Genomic DNA, 17,346 nt, shown 5'->3' with positions numbered 1-17,346 from the left:
ATGGCTTTAATTCTTAAAGACCTAAACAGGAACGCCTACCCTGTCGAAACGGTAACCAATCACATAGTGAGAATGAACGATGAGGGCATGTTGACGTTTAATGTTATTGAGAACGACCAAACAAAAGATTTTATAAATGACATATCAAAAATGTGGCGTGTAGAGAACGTGACAGGCGAAGCAGAGTCGCAAGCATACATTGTTGTCATTGCTAAGCGTAAAGCCTTAAAGGATAAGCAGGTCGTTGAAGTTACAGCTAAAGAAGCGCAGTTTGACTACCTAACCACACAACGAGTTTATGAAAATGTAACGGGTAGCCGAACAGCCGTAGACTTTCTCAATCTCGTTTTTGATGACACGCCTTACAGCTATGTCATGCTCGATAGTGCTCCAGCCATAGAGTGGGAAAATGCAGGCGACGGACAAACTAAGTTCGACATGTTCCTCAAATGGCTTAAAAGAAATAACTTCGAGTTTCAATACGAGGCTACATCAAAAACATTCAAGTTGGGCGAGCATATCTCTCGCCGTCCAGCTTATTATATATCTAAAAGACTGAACGCAAACGACATCAGTTTTGAAGAGGACGCAACAAGTTTCTATACATATGTCAGAGGCTTCGGCGACTATGAGGGCGAAGATAACATGCATGAGGCGAATTTAATTCGTGAATATCCTAAAGACGCTAAGAGCCCTATGATTGAATTATTCGGTATCAGAGAGGCTGAGCCTGTTACAGATGGACGTATCACAGATGAAAAGACTATGGACGCTAGGCTCAAAAAGGTTGTCGAAGAGTCGCTCAGCTTGAGCGTTGAGCTTGATTTCGTAACGTTAGGCAAAAACTACCCATTCGCTCAACCTGAAATCGGCGACGAAATACCTGTCATTGATGAAACGATTGACTTTAACAGAGTGCTACGCATACAAGAGATAAAAACAACTCGTGACGCACACCATAAAGTCATTAAGCAATCAATCGTGGTCGGCGACCCTAAACGCGAGACAAGATACAAGCGCAGTCAGGCTGGTACGATTTCAGACATGAAAGAATTGATCGCAGGACGCTCAAATATTCGTGAGTCTGTGTTGCCTAGTGCGATTAAAGAGGCCACTAAAATGCTACAAGACACTTCAAGTGAATTGTCATTTAGTGAGCAAGGCATTATGGCCGTTGATAAGGACAACCCAAACTATGTGACGCTACTCAATTCAAGTGGCTTAGGTGTCAGCAAAGACAGTGGGCAAACGTTCCACAATGCCATTACTCGAGGACAGATAAACGCAAGCCTCATCACAACAGGGTCTATGAACGCTGATTACATACGCAGTGGAACATTAGACGCAAACCTTGTTGAAGTAGTCGGAGGCGAGGGCGACAAATATGTCTCAATCGTCAATGATGAGTTAAGGCTAAATGGTACATTTACAAGAATGTGGCGAGGCGATACTACCACATACAACATCTTTACAAGTATGAAAAATGGTTATTTGAGATTTAGAAATAATGACCTAGACCGTTCCCTTTATTTTTCTGAGTTCGGTATTTCAACCTATGTAGACCAAACAGGGGAATATGTAGATGCTCCCGGTAACTCATCAGGGACGATTGCATGGTGGGATAAAACTTACAGCCCTGCAGGTTCAAATGGTATAACGATAAACTCCTACGGTGGGGTTGCAGCACTTACCAGCAACAAAAACCGTGTCATGGTACAAGCAGGTGGCTCAGTCAATTTGGAAAGCACACACTCTAACGTTTATATTCGACCTGACATTAGTCAACTGGGACAAAATACTTTCTCATTTAATATTGCAAATAATCGACAATATAAAGACGGTTACATTATGTTCGGCGACCATGACAATAATGCTTATGCGAGTGGTGTTCGTTTTAGCCGTGCATACGCTCGACTTGAGATAGTCGACACGAATTACAGCACAGGTGGCGACACGACAATAGAGGCAGGTTATGGCTCATTTAACACAGTAACTCGACGATCAGGTAACAGCTACGTGAATATCGCCCACCCTGATGTATTCAAAGTCGGGGCTGATGATAACGGCGACCGAGTAGCCTCAGGCACGATATACAACCGAACTTATTCAAATGACGCCAATGTCTATGTTACAAGTTACGGTACATTAGGCCGTGCTACATCAGCAAGCAAGTACAAACTGAGCATAGAAAATCAACATGACACGCCTGAATTACAGTATAGACACTCTAGCAAGTTGTTAGACCTTGACGTTAAGTCGTGGTTTGACAAATCAGAGTCAGAAATCACAGCCAAAGAGTGCGAGACAGGCAAACAGTGCAGTGAGGATAAGTTCAAACTACAAAGACATGTCGGGCTCATCGCAGAAGAGGTTGAAAGTGCTGGGCTATCTGAACATGTTACCTATGGAGCTGATGGCGAGGTCGAGGGTATTGAGTACGGTCGACTATGGATACACTTAATCCCTATCATCAAAGACCAGCAGAAACGCATTAAACAATTGGAGGCAACTATCAATGGAAAATAGTCAAATTAAAGAAGCAGTATTGCAAAATCGCTTAATGGAAGAAATTCAGCGAAGTACCAACCTACAAATTGAACTCGAAATGGTCTATCAAGAGTTACAACAATACAAAGCAGATAACGCTGAACTCGAACAATCCTCGTCTAATTAGTTGAGGGTTTTTATTTTGCGAAAAAGGCAGGTGGCTTTATGGGACATACCAACCCAAGCCGAAATTTTGAGCAGAGGCTAGGGGTTTTGGAAGAAAAAGACAGATATAATGATAGGCGTTTCAGAGACATTGAGGAAAAAGTCAAAGAGGATAAAAGGGATACAGATGGTACAGTCAAAAAACTGTACACCTCTTTAGAAGAAATCAAACAAAGCCAGCACACGCAAGAAAAGACAAATTTGAAAATGGACTACACGCTAAATTCAATCAATCGTGAACGTGAGATTGAAAGAGAAAACAAGAAGCAAAGCCAAAAGGACTTTAAGCAGTTGCGTTTCATGATGTTAGGTACAGTTGCAACGCTTTTTGGGTCTTTGCTATTAGCTTTAATCCGTAGTTGGTTAGGCATTTAAGGAGGTGAGGCAAATGTTAAACTTTTTATTTGAGCATGTAACCTTAGGCGCAAGTTTTTGGCAATGTTTTTGGTTTGGAAGCTGTAAATAATTAAGACGAAGTCGGCACATAGTGTGTCGGCTTTTTATTTTCTAGGAGGTATTAATTTATGGAACAGATTATCGCATTTGCAGGTGTCATATCAGTAATTACAATCGCATTAGTGCAAGTATTGAAAAAATCTAAGGTAGTACCTAAGAACTGGTTACCTGTTGCAGGTATGGTCGTTGGTGTTGTCATTGGTGGCGTCACGCAGTTCATTCCTGAAATTGTAACAGAGCTTTCATTCGGTGGCCGTTTATTAGCTGGTTTGATAAGTGGCTTAATGGCTACTGGCGTATGGGAAACTTTTAAAAATAGAGAGGGCAAGAACACAGAGAAACTAGGCGCAGGCGCACAAGCAAAAGCACCTAAAAAATAATTCATTTCAAGTCGGCACATGATGTGTCGGCTTTTTATTATGGAGGCTAAAATATGAAGAAACAAGAAGCAGTGAATTGGGCAGTCAAGCACATAGGCAAAGAGCTTACAGCAGGCCAGTCAAATGGTGCTCAATGTGCGACGTTTATTATAGAGTTTTTAAAAGACCATTTCGGCGTACACCCTACAGGTAACGCCAAAGACTTTATTGACTACAACTACCCTAAAGGCTTTCAAGTGATTAAAAATACAAAGGAATTTGTGCCACAAAAAGGCGACATTTTCGTATTGGATAACGGCAAGTATGGGCACACAGGCATGGTCACAAACGCCAATCAATACTTATTTGATAGTATAGACCAAAACTGGTATAACGCCTCTTCAATGGGCAGTCCAGCCTCATTTATACAAAACCATGTATATGATGATTTCGTAGGTGTCATTCGCCCACCTTACGAGGACGCAGAAAAAGGCATTACGACAGAGGCCACAAAGCTAGAAACGATTAACCACTCAATCAACTACACAATGAACAAACGAGTTGGCTCTCTTGACGGTGTGGTTATTCACAACACAGCTGACAGCATTTCAGCTAAAACGCAGTATAACCGTTTGAGCAATGCCTCAGTGGCACGCTATGAGGCAGGTGTTGCGCACTACTACGGCGACCACAAGACAATGTGGCGTGCAATCGACACGTACCGTATTGCATGGCATGTCGCAGACACATACGGCAACGGCCACTATTTAGGCTATGAGGTGTGTGACTCAATGGGTGCCAGCAACAAGGAGTTCGCTAAGAACGAGCAGGCTGTATTCAAGCAAGCAGGCATTGACATGCTCTACTATGGCATGGAGCCTAATAGGAAAACAGTCAAACTACATAATCAATTCGTACCTACGGCATGCCCACACAGAAGCATGGCGTTACATGTTGACTTCGACCCTGTCATCAGTGGTGCGCCACCTAGAGCGAAACAGCTAGAAATGCAAGATTATTTCATCAAGGAAATTAAGAAGTATTACAACAACCCAACACTTGAAGCTGGCGAGCCTGACAATGTACCTGACGGCGTGACAATCCCAACAGACAAACAGAAGAAAAATCTTGTTAAGGCTAAAAGTAAGAAAGTCGGCAATAAGTGGCGTAGAAATACACACGGCATTTTATGGAAACCTGAAAAAGCTACATTCACGGCCTCATCAGACATCTATACGAGATACAACGGCCCTTGGACTGGCTGGGCAATTGCAGGCATGCTGTATGCAGGTCAGTCAGTAAATTACGATGAAGTGTACGACTTCGACGGCTACATATGGATAGCATGGACGACAAGTTCAGGCTCAAGAGTTTACATGCCTATAGGCTACTCAGCAGGTAACGGCCAACGTGCAGGCGAGGCATGGGGGACATTCTCATAAAAGGCGTTGACCTTTAAAGTTTTTAGATGATAATTTGGAAATACAATTCTAAATTACTCTCTGTCATATAATTTAGAAAATATATTTAAGGGGAACTTTAAACGATGAAAAAAGGAATATTTGGCTGTTTTGGCTGTCTAGGTTTAATCGTCGTGATTATTGCGTTTTTTGCTATTATGAGTGCAATTTTCACAGGAGGTAATGACTCAAGCTCAGAAAGTAGTAAAAAGTCTACAAGTAAGGATAATGGGAAAACTTACAAAGTAGGCGACACAGTCAAACTAGACGGATTAGAATTTACAGTGAACGACGTATCAACAGCAAACCAAGTTGGGACAAATGGCGTTGAACAAAATGCCAAAGGCGAGTTTGTTGTATTAAACGTTACTGTGAGGAACAACAACGATAAGGGCTTAATGATGAACAGCAACTACTTTAAACTTATCAAAGGGGACACAACGAGTGAAGCTGACACCGTTGCTAGTACATCAGCCAATCAAGAAAACTCGCCCGATGATACAGGCTTTTTAGGGGAAACAATCAACCCTGAAAATGAACAAACGGCTAAGGTCGTGTTTGATGTCAGCTCTAATATAGCTAACTCAAATGACAAAGTAGTTCAAGTACAATCAGGCGCATTTGGAACGAAAACAGCAAAAATTAAATTGAACTAATCCTAATAGGCAGGTACTCTCTAAGTGCTTGCCTTATTTTTATATAAAATATATATATGCTTACAGTAAACTTTCTTTTAAAATAAGATAGCATAAGTTAAATAGGTATGTTACGGTGGAATTGTGCTTTCTCATGAGCACCTCGTTATTATCTTTAACAGGCACTACGGTGTCTGTTTTTTGTTTTAAATAGAATTATATGATATATTACAGTCAGAGTTTGGAAACTCTTTTGAATTCTCTTAACTAGAAGTGGGTAACTTTAATCAGTTGCTCACTTTTTTTAGTATTTATAAACATCATTGTTAAAACTTATATAATATGTTAAATTACTTCACAGAGTTCACATGAACTCCGAACAATTTAAATGTTATATTTCAGACAGGCTCCCCCAAAAGTCTGTCTGATTTTTACGTTTAATAGGATTATTAGTGGGAATAATCATAAAACATGCATTGAATACACGATTTTCTTTTTACTCGGAATTGTTAATGATCATCTAAGCATGTCCCTAGATGGTCTATTAATTTAAAGATTGTAATATTTAGAAGTGAGTGTTAAAGTATTAATTGTCCTAATACCTCTATTAGGTTTTATATTTTCATTTCAATGACAAGCATTTATTGCTTGTCTTTTTTTTAATGTTTATTATAATATTTAAAGTGTGTTGATTTATAGATTGATGAGTATCTATAGATTAATATATGAACATCTTTTCAGAGTGAACATTCTATCGGATTGTTTGCTCTGTTTTTTATTTATATGTTATCTTTTAATTACATGCTATTGAAAATTAAAGAAAGCCCTAATTTAAATTTACACTAATTTAAGACTCCGTGATTTTAATTAATCAATTTAATTTGCTTTGTGCTGTCTATGCATGTCCCTAGACAGTGCTTTTTAATATAAAGTTGAAAATGAGTTTGTTAAATGTTAGGATTAATTTATCCTAATTACAACTAGGACACATTAATTTTTTTATATTCAGAGTAAGTTATCCCCATAGCTTGCTCTTTTTATTTATCTTGTGTTATCTTACATTCATACCACTGTTCAGAGAGTAGGCATTTAGATGCTTGCTCTCTTTTTTGTGTTGAATAATAATTTATGCTAAATTAATAATAGAGTTTAGCCAACTCTATACATTCATTTTCCGAAAATCGTTATAAGCTTAAGTAGACAGAGCCCCAAACTCTGTCTACTTTTTTGTATTATAACAACTGAATATAAGAAAAATTATGCATTATTACCTTTACATAGCTATTCTAACATGTCCTTGGGTGGATGTTTTTAGATCGCTTTTATGTTTTATCTAATCTTGATTAAATAAATTACTTAGTATATAGTCAACAGCAAAATTATTAGCTATAATTAAGTAAAGTATGATAATATTATAAATCTACCTTTGTTTAATAATTGGTAGAAAAATTATGGTAGTGCGTAAATAGAGTAGTCTCCTAGGGCTACTCTTTTTTGTGCAAAGATATATGTTTGTTGAATATAATTGGATAAATAAAGCTATGTATGTTATTGTTTATTAATCCTAAGTACAAGTTAGGATTATTTATATTTATATCGAAGAGCGGGCTTACTCTAGAAGCTTGCTCTTTCTATTTGTTTTATATAAATATAAGTGTTAATCTATTTTATAGAAAGTCATACTTTCTGTTTTCTTTATTAAAATTCTCTGACATGAGCAGGCTACCCGTAGCCTGTTCTTTTTTGTTTAAATAAATTACTTAAGGGTATAAAGCACCACATGCAAAATAATAACAAATTGAATTGAACCCCAATTAGTTATGCTATTTTATGTTAATATTCTTCAATTGCCCAAGCATGTCACTGGGCATATTATTATGATTGTTAGTAATCACAAATAGGATAGGAACTTAGGTGCTTGCCCTATTTTTTTGTGGTATAATATAGGTGTAGTATACGAGAGATACCGTAGGCAATAACTAATCCCGGCTGGTGACTTCTTCCAGTCCAGTATCTAACAATGAGAGTATGCCCCTCACCATATGAGAAGGTAGAAATCGCAATTGTATTAAGGCATAGTGCCACGGGATATTATTATCCTTTTTTAAACAAGCCACTGAAATATTTGTGGCATGATAGGGTGCATTTGTACTCATATCAAGAGCTATAGGCTCACCCAACCACCCATGACACTGGGTGGTTATTTTTTATGATTTAGTTTAATTTTATAGGGTATAATAATTATCCCTTACTACTGTCTCCAAATAAATAAAAAGGAGATTTAATATGATAAATATTATTTCAGCAATTGGCTCCATGGGAACATTTATAATGGCAATATTTTATTTTGTATCGGTATCAGTTCAACTTTATCAAATGAAAATTAGTTTTATACCTGCGCTAGGTTTTAATCAAATTCTTTTAGAAAAAGACAAGAATAAAAAACTAAACTTGAAAAACATGATTATGAATTCTAATGAACATGAAGATCATTTAAAGTTGTATAATCTTGGTGGCGGGGCAGCTAAGAAAATAACTATTGAAATTTTATTAGGAGAAAACAAAGTTATTCAGACTAAATATGTTAGTATGTTGCCTAGTAAAGAAGGATATATGTTACCTCTTAATAAAAAAGTATTTGATGAACTAGATAAAACTATTCAGAACAACGGTTATGAGTCAGATTTGAATATAAAGCTAACATACTATCATAATGTGAGTAGAAAACAGCACGAAGTATTATTAAGAGGAAATATTGATAGTTTTAATACCTATGAAAATAAAAGTATTTATGAGTTACAGTTTATTCAAGTGAATTAGCAATATTTATTTACAAAAATATAAAAATCATTTATTGTTAATTTTGCACACCTTAGGGTGTGTTAAGACAAGGGGAGAATTGTTGCACACCCAATAGGTGTGTGAAGACGTTAACTCCCGTTATAGTCTTAGAAGAGCCACCCTTAACTGGGTGGTTTTTATGTTTATAATATAAATATCTGTGGTAAATTAAAATAAGCGTCATAGAACGCTTCCCAAAACTCTTTGAACAATCTCTTAACAAGCTCACCTGTTTAGGTGGGCTACTTTTTTATTTACATATACGAACATTTGTTCTATTATATAGGTGAGGTGATAATTATGAAACTCAATTTAGATTGGAATAAAGACTTCCAAGAATTCCAAGAAATACTTAATTCAAATATAAATCCTGAATGGCTATACAATGCTAAAGCTAATATGATATTGACCCCTGCATATACTGGCGAGGGGAAACAATTCTTTTACACTCAAGATATAATTAAAGCTAGTGAAACGATACCATTTTACTGAAGGTGTTTATATGAAAGTCATTAATTCTGATATGCCAGAGCCCTACAAATACGAAACCGATTATCGTAAAATACCCCGCGAATATCTTAATCAACGCATACCAAAGGGGAGAGGGTCAGTCAAATGGCAACCCTTTACTACAATACCTGAGTAATATGAACGTATAGAGCAATTTATTGAGAAGCAGAACAAAATTGATAAACCTATTCTAAGTGATGACCAATTAGCAGAGTTGAATGATAAACTTGCCTATAAAATGTTTAACAACCCTGAAACAAAAGTGAAATATTATAGTCGAGGCTACATTGAAATGTTAAATGGTTTCGTCCATAAAACAGATGCACTAAAAGGTGTGCTAGTTTTAAATACTAAAGGTGAAGATATAGAAATTCCCTTAACAGATATAGTGTATATAGAATGAATTTATATACGATTTATTAATTTATAGTGAATTAATATACATTATTCACTGAGTATCCAAGTATCCACTCTTTTTGAAGTGTAAAATTTCCCTAGTATCCACCGTATCCCAAAAATTTTTTTGGATACTCGGGTGGATACGGCACGATGCTATGGCACACCTGGTCTCAAGGGGTATAGTATCCATAGTATCCATAAAATCCCTAATTGACTTTAAAATAAGATTAGGGGGTATAGAGAGTGTAATATTTCCTATACAACTCCATAACACGTACTTATAAAAGTTTGAGCGCAGTTTTTTAGTGCATTTGGGATACGATAAGGGTTGAGACCAGTAGTGGTATGGTATTGAGCCGTATCCACTTAAAAATTTAGGGATATTTGAAAAAATGTATAAAATACTCAACTGAAAAACAATTAAGCTCACTTTCATTTAAGTGAGCTTTTTAGCGCTGTTTTCTATAAATGTCTTAATGACAGTATTTTATGATGTCTGGGTTTTTGGGTGTTCAACGTTTATTGCACTGCCGCCAGTTGGATTATTATAAGCAATAGTAATGATTGATAGCGTAATAAAAATGACTGCTAATAGTAAAGTGGTCAAACGGTATTTCATAATTCGTACACCCCGATGTTTAATAAATTAAATATATTGTGACATATAGCTATTTGGGTGTCAAAATACATTTTTATTACGAACAAAAAATAGCCTAGACATCAATTTATAATGTCTAGACTAATAATTATCTACTGCTGTAATGCTATGTTGGAATCCTTGATAAAAAACGTCTAAATTGTCTAAAAAGCTACCTACCATGACAGCGATGACAACGCAAGTGATACTAAGTACGATTTGTTTAGAAGAAATGCTACCATGTTTTTCTTGTTTATCTACTAAATTATATGCAATAAAGACGGCTGCGATTGCACCAATTAAAATTGTTAAGACCATTTAAGCCCCCTAGGTTTAAATACTTTGTTTTCAATACAAGTTAGTGTAACAAATGGTTGCCTAGCTCTAAAGTTAAATAACAATAAAAAACCTTACAATTATGTAAGGTTTTTTACGAAGTTCTGTTATAAAGTTATTAAAAGGTGACAATTTTAACTTCAAAACACTGACAGAATAACTATTAAAGCTGTCATAGGTTTGTAATGTATACGATATTTTACGGAGACTATTTATCTATAGCTTTAGTACTAATATCTTTCGATTTTAAGAATTTCTTAATTTTATCTTGTTGTTTTCCGTTTACTTGACCAGCGTATTTTGTAGAAACATCGACTACGTTTAATTCATTTTGAGGTTGGTAATCAAGTTGTTCGATATCATCATCGACGTTTTTAATTGTGCTATTTAATGATGTGAAATATTTGATGATGCGATCTACATTTGTCTTGTACCCTTTAGGAAGGTTATTATTTTCGACGAATTTTTTAAATCTAACATCATTTTTAATGGCATTACGTGATAAGTCTGACAGGCGTTTTGACTGTTTATCCGTAATTTTTTTATCTGAATTTGATTGTTTATCTAATTTGTATTGCATTAAATATTTGTTATCAAGAATTACTGAATTAACCTCTAGATATTTTTTGATAGCCTTATTCATTTCTTCTTTGCTTATATTTTCGCCACTTTTATTAGAGTGGAAAATATCTTTTTCAGTAAGGACTTTTACGTTTTTAGGTGCATGCTTTTCGCTATGTTGGTTGTCATCATGATCTTCATCGTTTGAGCAAGCTGCCAGTACGACGGCTAATATCATAATGAGCGATAATAAAATACGCTTTTTCATTTCGTGTAGTAATCTCCTTTATAAAAAATTAATCATTAATTGAAATGTTATTAGTATACATACTATAGCCTACCATTTTTAAAAGTGTATTCAAATGACATTTTTTGCGAGAAACGCACAATCTAATGAACAAAATCTCACAATTTCAGCATGAGAGATTGTTTAAGAAATAATGCTTAATAATTATGATAAGGATTTTAACTTGTGTTCAAGGACTAAATAAATCATACATAAAGTGATGATATAGAGTAATGCTTCTGCGATTAATAAGCTACCGTTTCTATATGATATAATCAGCAGCAAATCAATAATAGTAAATGGTATGCCAAGTGCAGCATAGAGTTTGAAGAATTTTTGGTTTAACTTTTTATATGTAAGTTGTGCGGTTTCCCAATGGGTAGTGCTTAGCATAGCGCGTTTAGTTTGATAAAGCATAGGGCTTTTTTGGGTAGTGTTTTTATGTGTAGTAATAATCCTTTTGGAGAAATGTAAATGGATTATTGCTGTGATAAGTAATAACATATAAGGTCGTCCAATCACGTTAAAGTAAATCATATGGTATAGCATAAAAAAAGAGGAGTCAACTTAGACTCCTCTTAAAACTACATAATATTTGATTCAAGTTTAGTGACGAATAATATAATCGAAAGCATTTAATGCGGCATTTGCGCCTGCACCCATTGAAATAATGATTTGCTTATTACGGTCGTCTGTTACGTCACCAGCGGCAAATATTCCAGGAACACTTGTCGCATTTTTACGGTCAATCGTAATTTCTTTAGCTTCATTCAATTCAACATATTCATCTAACCATTCAGTGTTAGGTAATAATCCAATTTGAACGAAAATACCGTCTAATTCAATAGTATGCTCTTCATTTGCACTGATATCATTATATTTTAAACCGGTTACTGACTCTTCACCAATAACTTCGGTAGTTTGAGCTTGTTTAATAACTGTTACGTTTGATAGAGAGTTTAATCGTTGTTGTAATACATCGTCAGCTTTTAACTCTGCATTTCTTTCTAGTAAAGTTACATGTTTAACTATTCCTGCTAAGTCAATGGCAGCCTCAACGCCAGAGTTACCTCCGCCTACAACTGCAACATCTTTACCTTCGAATAATGGACCATCACAGTGAGGGCAGAATGCCACACCTTTGTTGATAAGTTCATCTTCACCAGGAACTTGTAGTTTACGCCAACGTGCACCAGTAGCAATAATTACAGTTTTACTGCGTAATTGCGCATCATTATCTAAAGTAATAACAATGTCTTCATCTGTTTTCTCGATACCACTAGCACGAACGCCAGTCATAACATCGATATCATCATATTGTTTAATATGATCTTCTAAAGCAGATGAGAATTTTGGTCCATCCGTTTCTTTAACTGTTACAAAGTTTTCAATGGCAGCAGTATCATTTACTTGTCCGCCAATGCGGTCTGCAACGATACCTGTGCGTAACCCTTTACGCGCTGTATAAATGGCAGAAGTACCACTTGCAGGGCCACCGCCAAGGATTAAAACATCGTAAGGTGCTTTGTCGTTAAATTCAGATGGGTCAGCCTGACTACCTAAACTAGTTAAAATATCTTGTACTGTCATACGACCATTACCAAACTCTTCTCCATTTAGGAAAATAGCAGGTACAGCCATTATATTTTCGGATTCTTCTTTAAAGATAGCTCCGTCAATCATTGTATGAGTGATGTTAGGGTTTAATAAACTCATTAAATTTAAAGCTTGGACTACGTCAGGACATTTTTGACAAGTTAAACTGATATAAGTTTCAAAATGTAGTGGACGGTCTAATGCTTTGATTTGATCTATAACTGCTTGTTCTTCTTTTGGTGGGCGACCACTAACTTGTAATAAAGCTAGAACAAGTGAGTTAAATTCATGACCCATTGGTAAACCTGCGAAAGTAACGCCAGTATCTTCGCCTGGACGGTTTACTGTAAAGCTAGGTGTACGTTTTAGGTCAGTTTCTTCTACACTAATGTTAGATGACATGCTAGAAACTTCATCTAAAAGTTCTTTTAACTCTTTAGATTTATCGTCAGAACCAAGACTAGCTCTTAATTCTACGTCACCTTCCATTAATTGAAGTAATTGCTTAAGTTGTGATTTCAACTCATCATTTAGCATTTGACATCAATGCCTCCTTAGATTTTACCTACTAAGTCAAGTCCAGGTTGTAATGTTTCTGAACCTTCTTCCCATTTTGCTGGGCAAACTTCGCCTGGATGTTGACGAACATATTGTGCTGCTTTGATTTTGTGAACTAATGTGCTTGCGTCACGGCCAATTCCGTCAGCATTAACTTCTGCTGCTTGAACAACACCATCAGGATCAACGATGAAAGTACCGCGTTGAGCAAGACCTACTTCTTCGTCTAAAACATCAAAGTTACGAGTGATAGTTTGAGAAGGGTCACCAATCATTTGATATTGGATCTTGTTGATAGCTTCTGAATGATCGTGCCAAGCTTTGTGTACGAAATGAGTATCAGTAGATACTGAATATACATTAACGCCTAATTCTTGTAATTTATCATATTGACCTTGTAAGTCTTCTAACTCAGTAGGACATACGAATGAAAAGTCTGCTGGGTAGAAGCAAACGACACTCCATGAACCTTTTAAGTTTTCGTCTGAGATTTCAAAGAATTCATCTTTCTTTGGGTCATAAGCATTTGCTGTGAATGGTAAAATTTCTTTATTAATTAAAGACATAAAAAAACATCCTCCTAAATTGTATGTTGACTATCTTGAGATTAGAATTACAGAACAGATTGTTCTGATTGTTTATTTATAATAATTCTAATCTTTGAAACCTATTATTACATTTAATTTTTATTTCGTCAACATAGATGTTTCGTGCTTGTAATGATAAGGAATGTAGATTTTAAAAGGTTTTGGGACGACATATAGAAAGTATAGTTTGTTAATTTCTATAGTTCATTATTAAGATAATTTTACATTTCCTTAATATCAATTAGATATTTTTATTCTCAACTAACTCATTTATTTTAAAATTGTTAGGGTTATTTTAATTGATGATATTGATCAAAGGCAATTGTGTGTTGGGTGTTATCGCTTACATAAAATTTGTAATACATCGTGATAATAGTTATGAATTTTCATTAAATTCTTTGTCGCTTTAAATTATAAATTAATTTAGTGAGATAGCTTTAAAATCACTTAAAATAGGGTAAGCAATAAGTAAGTATATTGTTCTTATATTTGTTATTATTTATTAAACAAGCACATAGAAAAGAGGTTTTAACGTGACGAATTATGTTTACGACTTAATGAAAAAACACCATTCAGTTAGAAAGTTTAAAGACAAACCACTTTCTAATGATGAAGTTAAAAAGTTAGTTGAAGCAGGTCAAAGTGCTTCTACTTCTAGTTATTTACAAACTTATTCCATTATAGGTGTCAATGATCCACGAGTGAAAAAAGATTTGAAAGAAGTTTCGGGACAACCATATGTTGTAGATAATGGTTACTTATTTGTATTTGTAATGGATTATTATAGACATTCATTAATAGATGAAGATAAGAAAAGCGACATGGATGTCTCAATAAGTTCTACTGAAGGGCTTTTAGTAGGCTCGATTGATGTAGCATTAGTAGCTCAAAATATGGCAGTGGCAGCAGAGGACATGGGTTATGGCATGGTTTATTTAGGTTCCTTACGTAATGATGTTCACCGCGTGAAAGAAATACTTAATTTACCTGAACATGCTTTCCCACTATTTGGAATGGCTGTTGGTGAACCTGCTGACGATGAAGATGGGGCACCAAAACCGCGGTTGCCGTTTGAACATATTTTCCACGAAAATCTATACAATAGTAATGAACAAGAACAACGTAAAGCATTAGAAGATTATGATAAAACTGTAAGTGATTATTATCATAAACGTACAAATGGTGAACGCAATGAAACGTGGTCTAATCAAATTGCTCGCGCATTAGGAAGTAAGCAAAGATTAGACATGTTAGATGAATTGAAGAAATCAGGTTTCTTAAAACATTAAAGTTTCGTGTTAAGTATTTTTCTGTGATTTACGCGATTAAAAGTTAATTATAAGGAAGGAGTTGGTTGCATTGAGCATGTTTGATAAATTATTTAAAAATAATGATGACAATCGTGATTGTACACCTGAAGAAAATAATGCTAACCAACAAGTACAGGGCAATGAAGATGTACTTACTCCTTCGCAAGCACAAGACTACTGGGCGAAAATTGCTAGTAAAGTTATTGTCAGTGCAACGAATTGTGTAGATCATATGGCTGAACGTATCTTTATACTTATATCGTTTGATGAGAAATCGCCCACCATGGATATATTTTTCCAAATGAATGGTCAAATTAGAATGTGGAATGATTTAGACAATCCGCAACAAAAAAAGGTGATTTATCAAAGTTTGTTGCCACAAGCTGTAAACGTAGTAAAGCAAGTGAATAACCTGTATGACCGTGCAGACGTGACGCGTATTGCCTACTCTCAAATTCAGTTCGAATTTGAAAGTAAAACATGGTACTTACATGATATTTCACAGGCATCAATGGAAGCGCAATTAGATAAAGAAGCAGCATTCTTAAAATGGTTTGATGATGTCTCACGTGAAATTAAGAATCTAGCCGTTGATAGTGAACAAAAAATCACATGGGGTCCATTTAAACCACATAACCATTAAAAAAGCTCAATAGCGATTGCTATTGAGCTTTTCTCTTATATATTAACTTAACTATTGGCCGTTAATTCACCGTAAGACTCTTCGTGATAAACATCTTTATCTAAGTCGTTAGTTAATTTTGCTGTACCTACACCTGCTAACATTGAGTCATTAACGTTTAATGCTGTACGTCCCATATCAATAAGAGGTTCTACAGAAATTAAGACACCTGCTAGTGCAACAGGTAAGTTTAATGTTGATAGTACTAAAATAGATGCGAATGTTGCACCACCACCAACACCGGCAACACCAAATGAACTAATAATAACGATACCAATAACTGATAAGATAAACTGTAAGTTTATTTCAACGTGAGCTACTGGTGCTACCATGATAGCTAACATTGCAGGATAAATACCGGCACAACCATTTTGACCTATTGAAAGTCCAAATGAAGCTGAGAAGTTCGCAATCCCGTCAGGTACACCTAAACGCGTTTTTTGAGTTTGAACGTTTAAAGGTAATGAACCTGCACTTGAACGTGATGTGAATGCGAAAAGCAATACTTCACCAGTTTTCTTAATATATGTTAAAGGGTTTAATCCCAAAATCATAAGAATAATCATGTGAATGATATACATTAAGATTAACGCTACATAAGATGCGATAACGAATTTACCTAGCGTCCAAATTGCTGCAAAATCGCTTGTAGCAATTGTTTTAGCCATGATAGCTAAAATACCATATGGTGTTAAACGTAAAACGAAAGTAACGATAGCCATTACTAATGCGTATACTGCATCGATACCACGTTTAAGTAAGTTGCCTTGTTCAGGTTGTTTACGTAATACGCGTAAAAAGGCGAAACCGATAAATGCTGCGAAAATTACAACGGCAATTGTTGATGTTGCACGTTGACCCGTGAAATCTAAGAATGGGTTACTTGGTAACAACTCAATGATTTGTTGTGGCAGTGTTTTAGCACTCATATCTTTCGCTTGGCTAGCTATTTCGCTACCTCTAGAACCTACCGTGCCACCTAAATCGATAGATGAAGCATCTAAATGGAAAACGATAGCAGTTAAGATACCGATAATAGCAGCGATACCAACAGTTCCTATTAAGAAGATGAATATCCACATACCAACTTTGGCGAACTTATCACCAATTTGTATTTTAGTAAACGCAGAAACGATAGAGATAAAAATTAACGGAATAACAATCATTTGTAAGAGGGAAATATATCCATCTCCAGCAATACTTAGCCAATCCGTAGTTTGTTTTGTTATTTTGCTATCCACACCATAAATTAAGTGTAGCGCAATACCGAAGACGATACCCACGCCTAACGCAGAAAAAACACGTTTAGGGAATGATACGTGTTTTTTAGCCATAATACTTAATCCGATGATGAAGGCCACAAAAATAATAATGTTTAAAATAGTAAGTAACATTGTCAGGACCTACACTTTCATATAATA

17 protein-coding genes are annotated in these 17,346 nt (G+C 35.6%); 11 read left to right on the top strand and 6 right to left on the bottom strand.

Annotation, left to right across the window (positions count from 1 at the left end; translation table 11 throughout):
• From ISP08_RS11915 to ISP08_RS12995, 9 genes are all read left to right on the top strand, one after another.
• Positions 1-2,526 carry a tail tube TT1 domain-containing protein gene (locus ISP08_RS11915; protein WP_195718760.1) on the top strand — a complete coding sequence of 842 codons (2,526 nt, stop codon included), beginning with the start codon at positions 1-3 and terminating at the stop codon, positions 2,524-2,526.
• Positions 2,516-2,674 (top strand): hypothetical protein, encoded by a 159-nt coding sequence (locus tag ISP08_RS11910; protein ID WP_195718759.1) that lies wholly within the window; start codon positions 2,516-2,518, stop codon positions 2,672-2,674. The genes ISP08_RS11915 and ISP08_RS11910 overlap by 11 nt, the downstream gene beginning before the upstream one ends.
• Before the next feature lie 86 nt (positions 2,675-2,760).
• Positions 2,761-3,087 carry a DUF2951 family protein gene (locus tag ISP08_RS11905; protein ID WP_229294132.1) on the top strand — a complete coding sequence of 109 codons (327 nt, stop codon included), beginning with the start codon at positions 2,761-2,763 and terminating at the stop codon, positions 3,085-3,087.
• Positions 3,088-3,236: 149 nt separating this feature from the next.
• Positions 3,237-3,548: a holin gene (locus ISP08_RS11900; RefSeq protein ID WP_195718757.1), complete on the top strand. Its 312-nt coding sequence runs from the start codon at positions 3,237-3,239 to the stop codon at positions 3,546-3,548.
• Between the two features lie 53 nt (positions 3,549-3,601).
• Positions 3,602-4,969 carry an SH3 domain-containing protein gene (locus ISP08_RS11895; RefSeq protein ID WP_195718756.1) on the top strand — a complete coding sequence of 456 codons (1,368 nt, stop codon included), beginning with the start codon at positions 3,602-3,604 and terminating at the stop codon, positions 4,967-4,969.
• A gap of 104 nt (positions 4,970-5,073) precedes the next feature.
• The gene (locus ISP08_RS11890) at positions 5,074-5,643 is read left to right on the top strand and encodes a DUF4352 domain-containing protein (protein WP_195718755.1); all 570 of its coding nucleotides are present in this window, start codon (positions 5,074-5,076) and stop codon (positions 5,641-5,643) included.
• A gap of 2,265 nt (positions 5,644-7,908) precedes the next feature.
• Positions 7,909-8,442, top strand: coding sequence for a hypothetical protein (locus ISP08_RS11885; protein WP_195718754.1), 534 nt, complete (start codon positions 7,909-7,911; stop codon positions 8,440-8,442).
• A 321-nt stretch (positions 8,443-8,763) separates the two neighbouring features.
• Complete coding sequence (locus ISP08_RS11880) at positions 8,764-8,955, top strand: hypothetical protein (protein WP_195718753.1); 192 nt, start codon at positions 8,764-8,766, stop codon at positions 8,953-8,955.
• A 163-nt stretch (positions 8,956-9,118) separates the two neighbouring features.
• Positions 9,119-9,376 carry a YolD-like family protein gene (locus tag ISP08_RS12995; protein ID WP_316673912.1) on the top strand — a complete coding sequence of 86 codons (258 nt, stop codon included), beginning with the start codon at positions 9,119-9,121 and terminating at the stop codon, positions 9,374-9,376.
• Positions 9,377-9,859: 483 nt separating this feature from the next.
• Here ISP08_RS12995 and ISP08_RS12960 read toward each other — a convergent pair whose 3' ends face one another.
• The 5 genes from ISP08_RS12960 to ahpC all read right to left on the bottom strand — a co-directional run bounded on the left by ISP08_RS12960 (position 9,860) and on the right by ahpC (position 13,912).
• Complete coding sequence (locus ISP08_RS12960) at positions 9,860-9,991, bottom strand: hypothetical protein (protein WP_267904786.1); 132 nt, start codon at positions 9,989-9,991, stop codon at positions 9,860-9,862.
• 120 nt (positions 9,992-10,111) lie between these two features.
• Entirely contained in the window at positions 10,112-10,327 is a 216-nt protein-coding gene (locus ISP08_RS11870) for a hypothetical protein (protein WP_048794503.1), read from the bottom strand.
• 226 nt (positions 10,328-10,553) lie between these two features.
• On the bottom strand, positions 10,554-11,174 hold the full coding sequence (locus ISP08_RS11865; RefSeq protein WP_048794502.1) for an NDxxF motif lipoprotein: 621 nt from the start codon (positions 11,172-11,174) through the stop codon (positions 10,554-10,556).
• Between the two features lie 624 nt (positions 11,175-11,798).
• A complete protein-coding gene (gene ahpF, locus ISP08_RS11860) occupies positions 11,799-13,325 on the bottom strand; it encodes an alkyl hydroperoxide reductase subunit F (RefSeq protein WP_048794500.1) in 1,527 nt (508 codons plus the stop codon).
• Between the two features lie 17 nt (positions 13,326-13,342).
• Complete coding sequence (gene ahpC, locus ISP08_RS11855) at positions 13,343-13,912, bottom strand: alkyl hydroperoxide reductase subunit C (protein ID WP_195718751.1); 570 nt, start codon at positions 13,910-13,912, stop codon at positions 13,343-13,345.
• A gap of 554 nt (positions 13,913-14,466) precedes the next feature.
• Between ahpC and nfsA the strand changes: the two genes are divergently transcribed.
• On the top strand, positions 14,467-15,222 hold the full coding sequence (nfsA, locus tag ISP08_RS11850; protein WP_195718750.1) for an oxygen-insensitive NADPH nitroreductase: 756 nt from the start codon (positions 14,467-14,469) through the stop codon (positions 15,220-15,222).
• A 76-nt stretch (positions 15,223-15,298) separates the two neighbouring features.
• On the top strand, positions 15,299-15,886 hold the full coding sequence (locus ISP08_RS11845) for a hypothetical protein (RefSeq protein ID WP_195719348.1): 588 nt from the start codon (positions 15,299-15,301) through the stop codon (positions 15,884-15,886).
• A 47-nt stretch (positions 15,887-15,933) separates the two neighbouring features.
• Here the strand turns inward: ISP08_RS11845 and ISP08_RS11840 are convergent, their stop codons facing one another.
• On the bottom strand, positions 15,934-17,319 hold the full coding sequence (locus ISP08_RS11840) for an L-cystine transporter (protein WP_411847784.1): 1,386 nt from the start codon (positions 17,317-17,319) through the stop codon (positions 15,934-15,936).
• Between the last annotated feature and the right edge of the window lie 27 nt (positions 17,320-17,346).

Source organism: Staphylococcus lloydii, assembly GCF_015775975.1.
Lineage (GTDB): Bacteria > Bacillota > Bacilli > Staphylococcales > Staphylococcaceae > Staphylococcus > Staphylococcus lloydii.
Note: the sequence above shows the minus strand (reverse complement) of the source record. Positions and strands in the feature narration are given on the sequence as shown.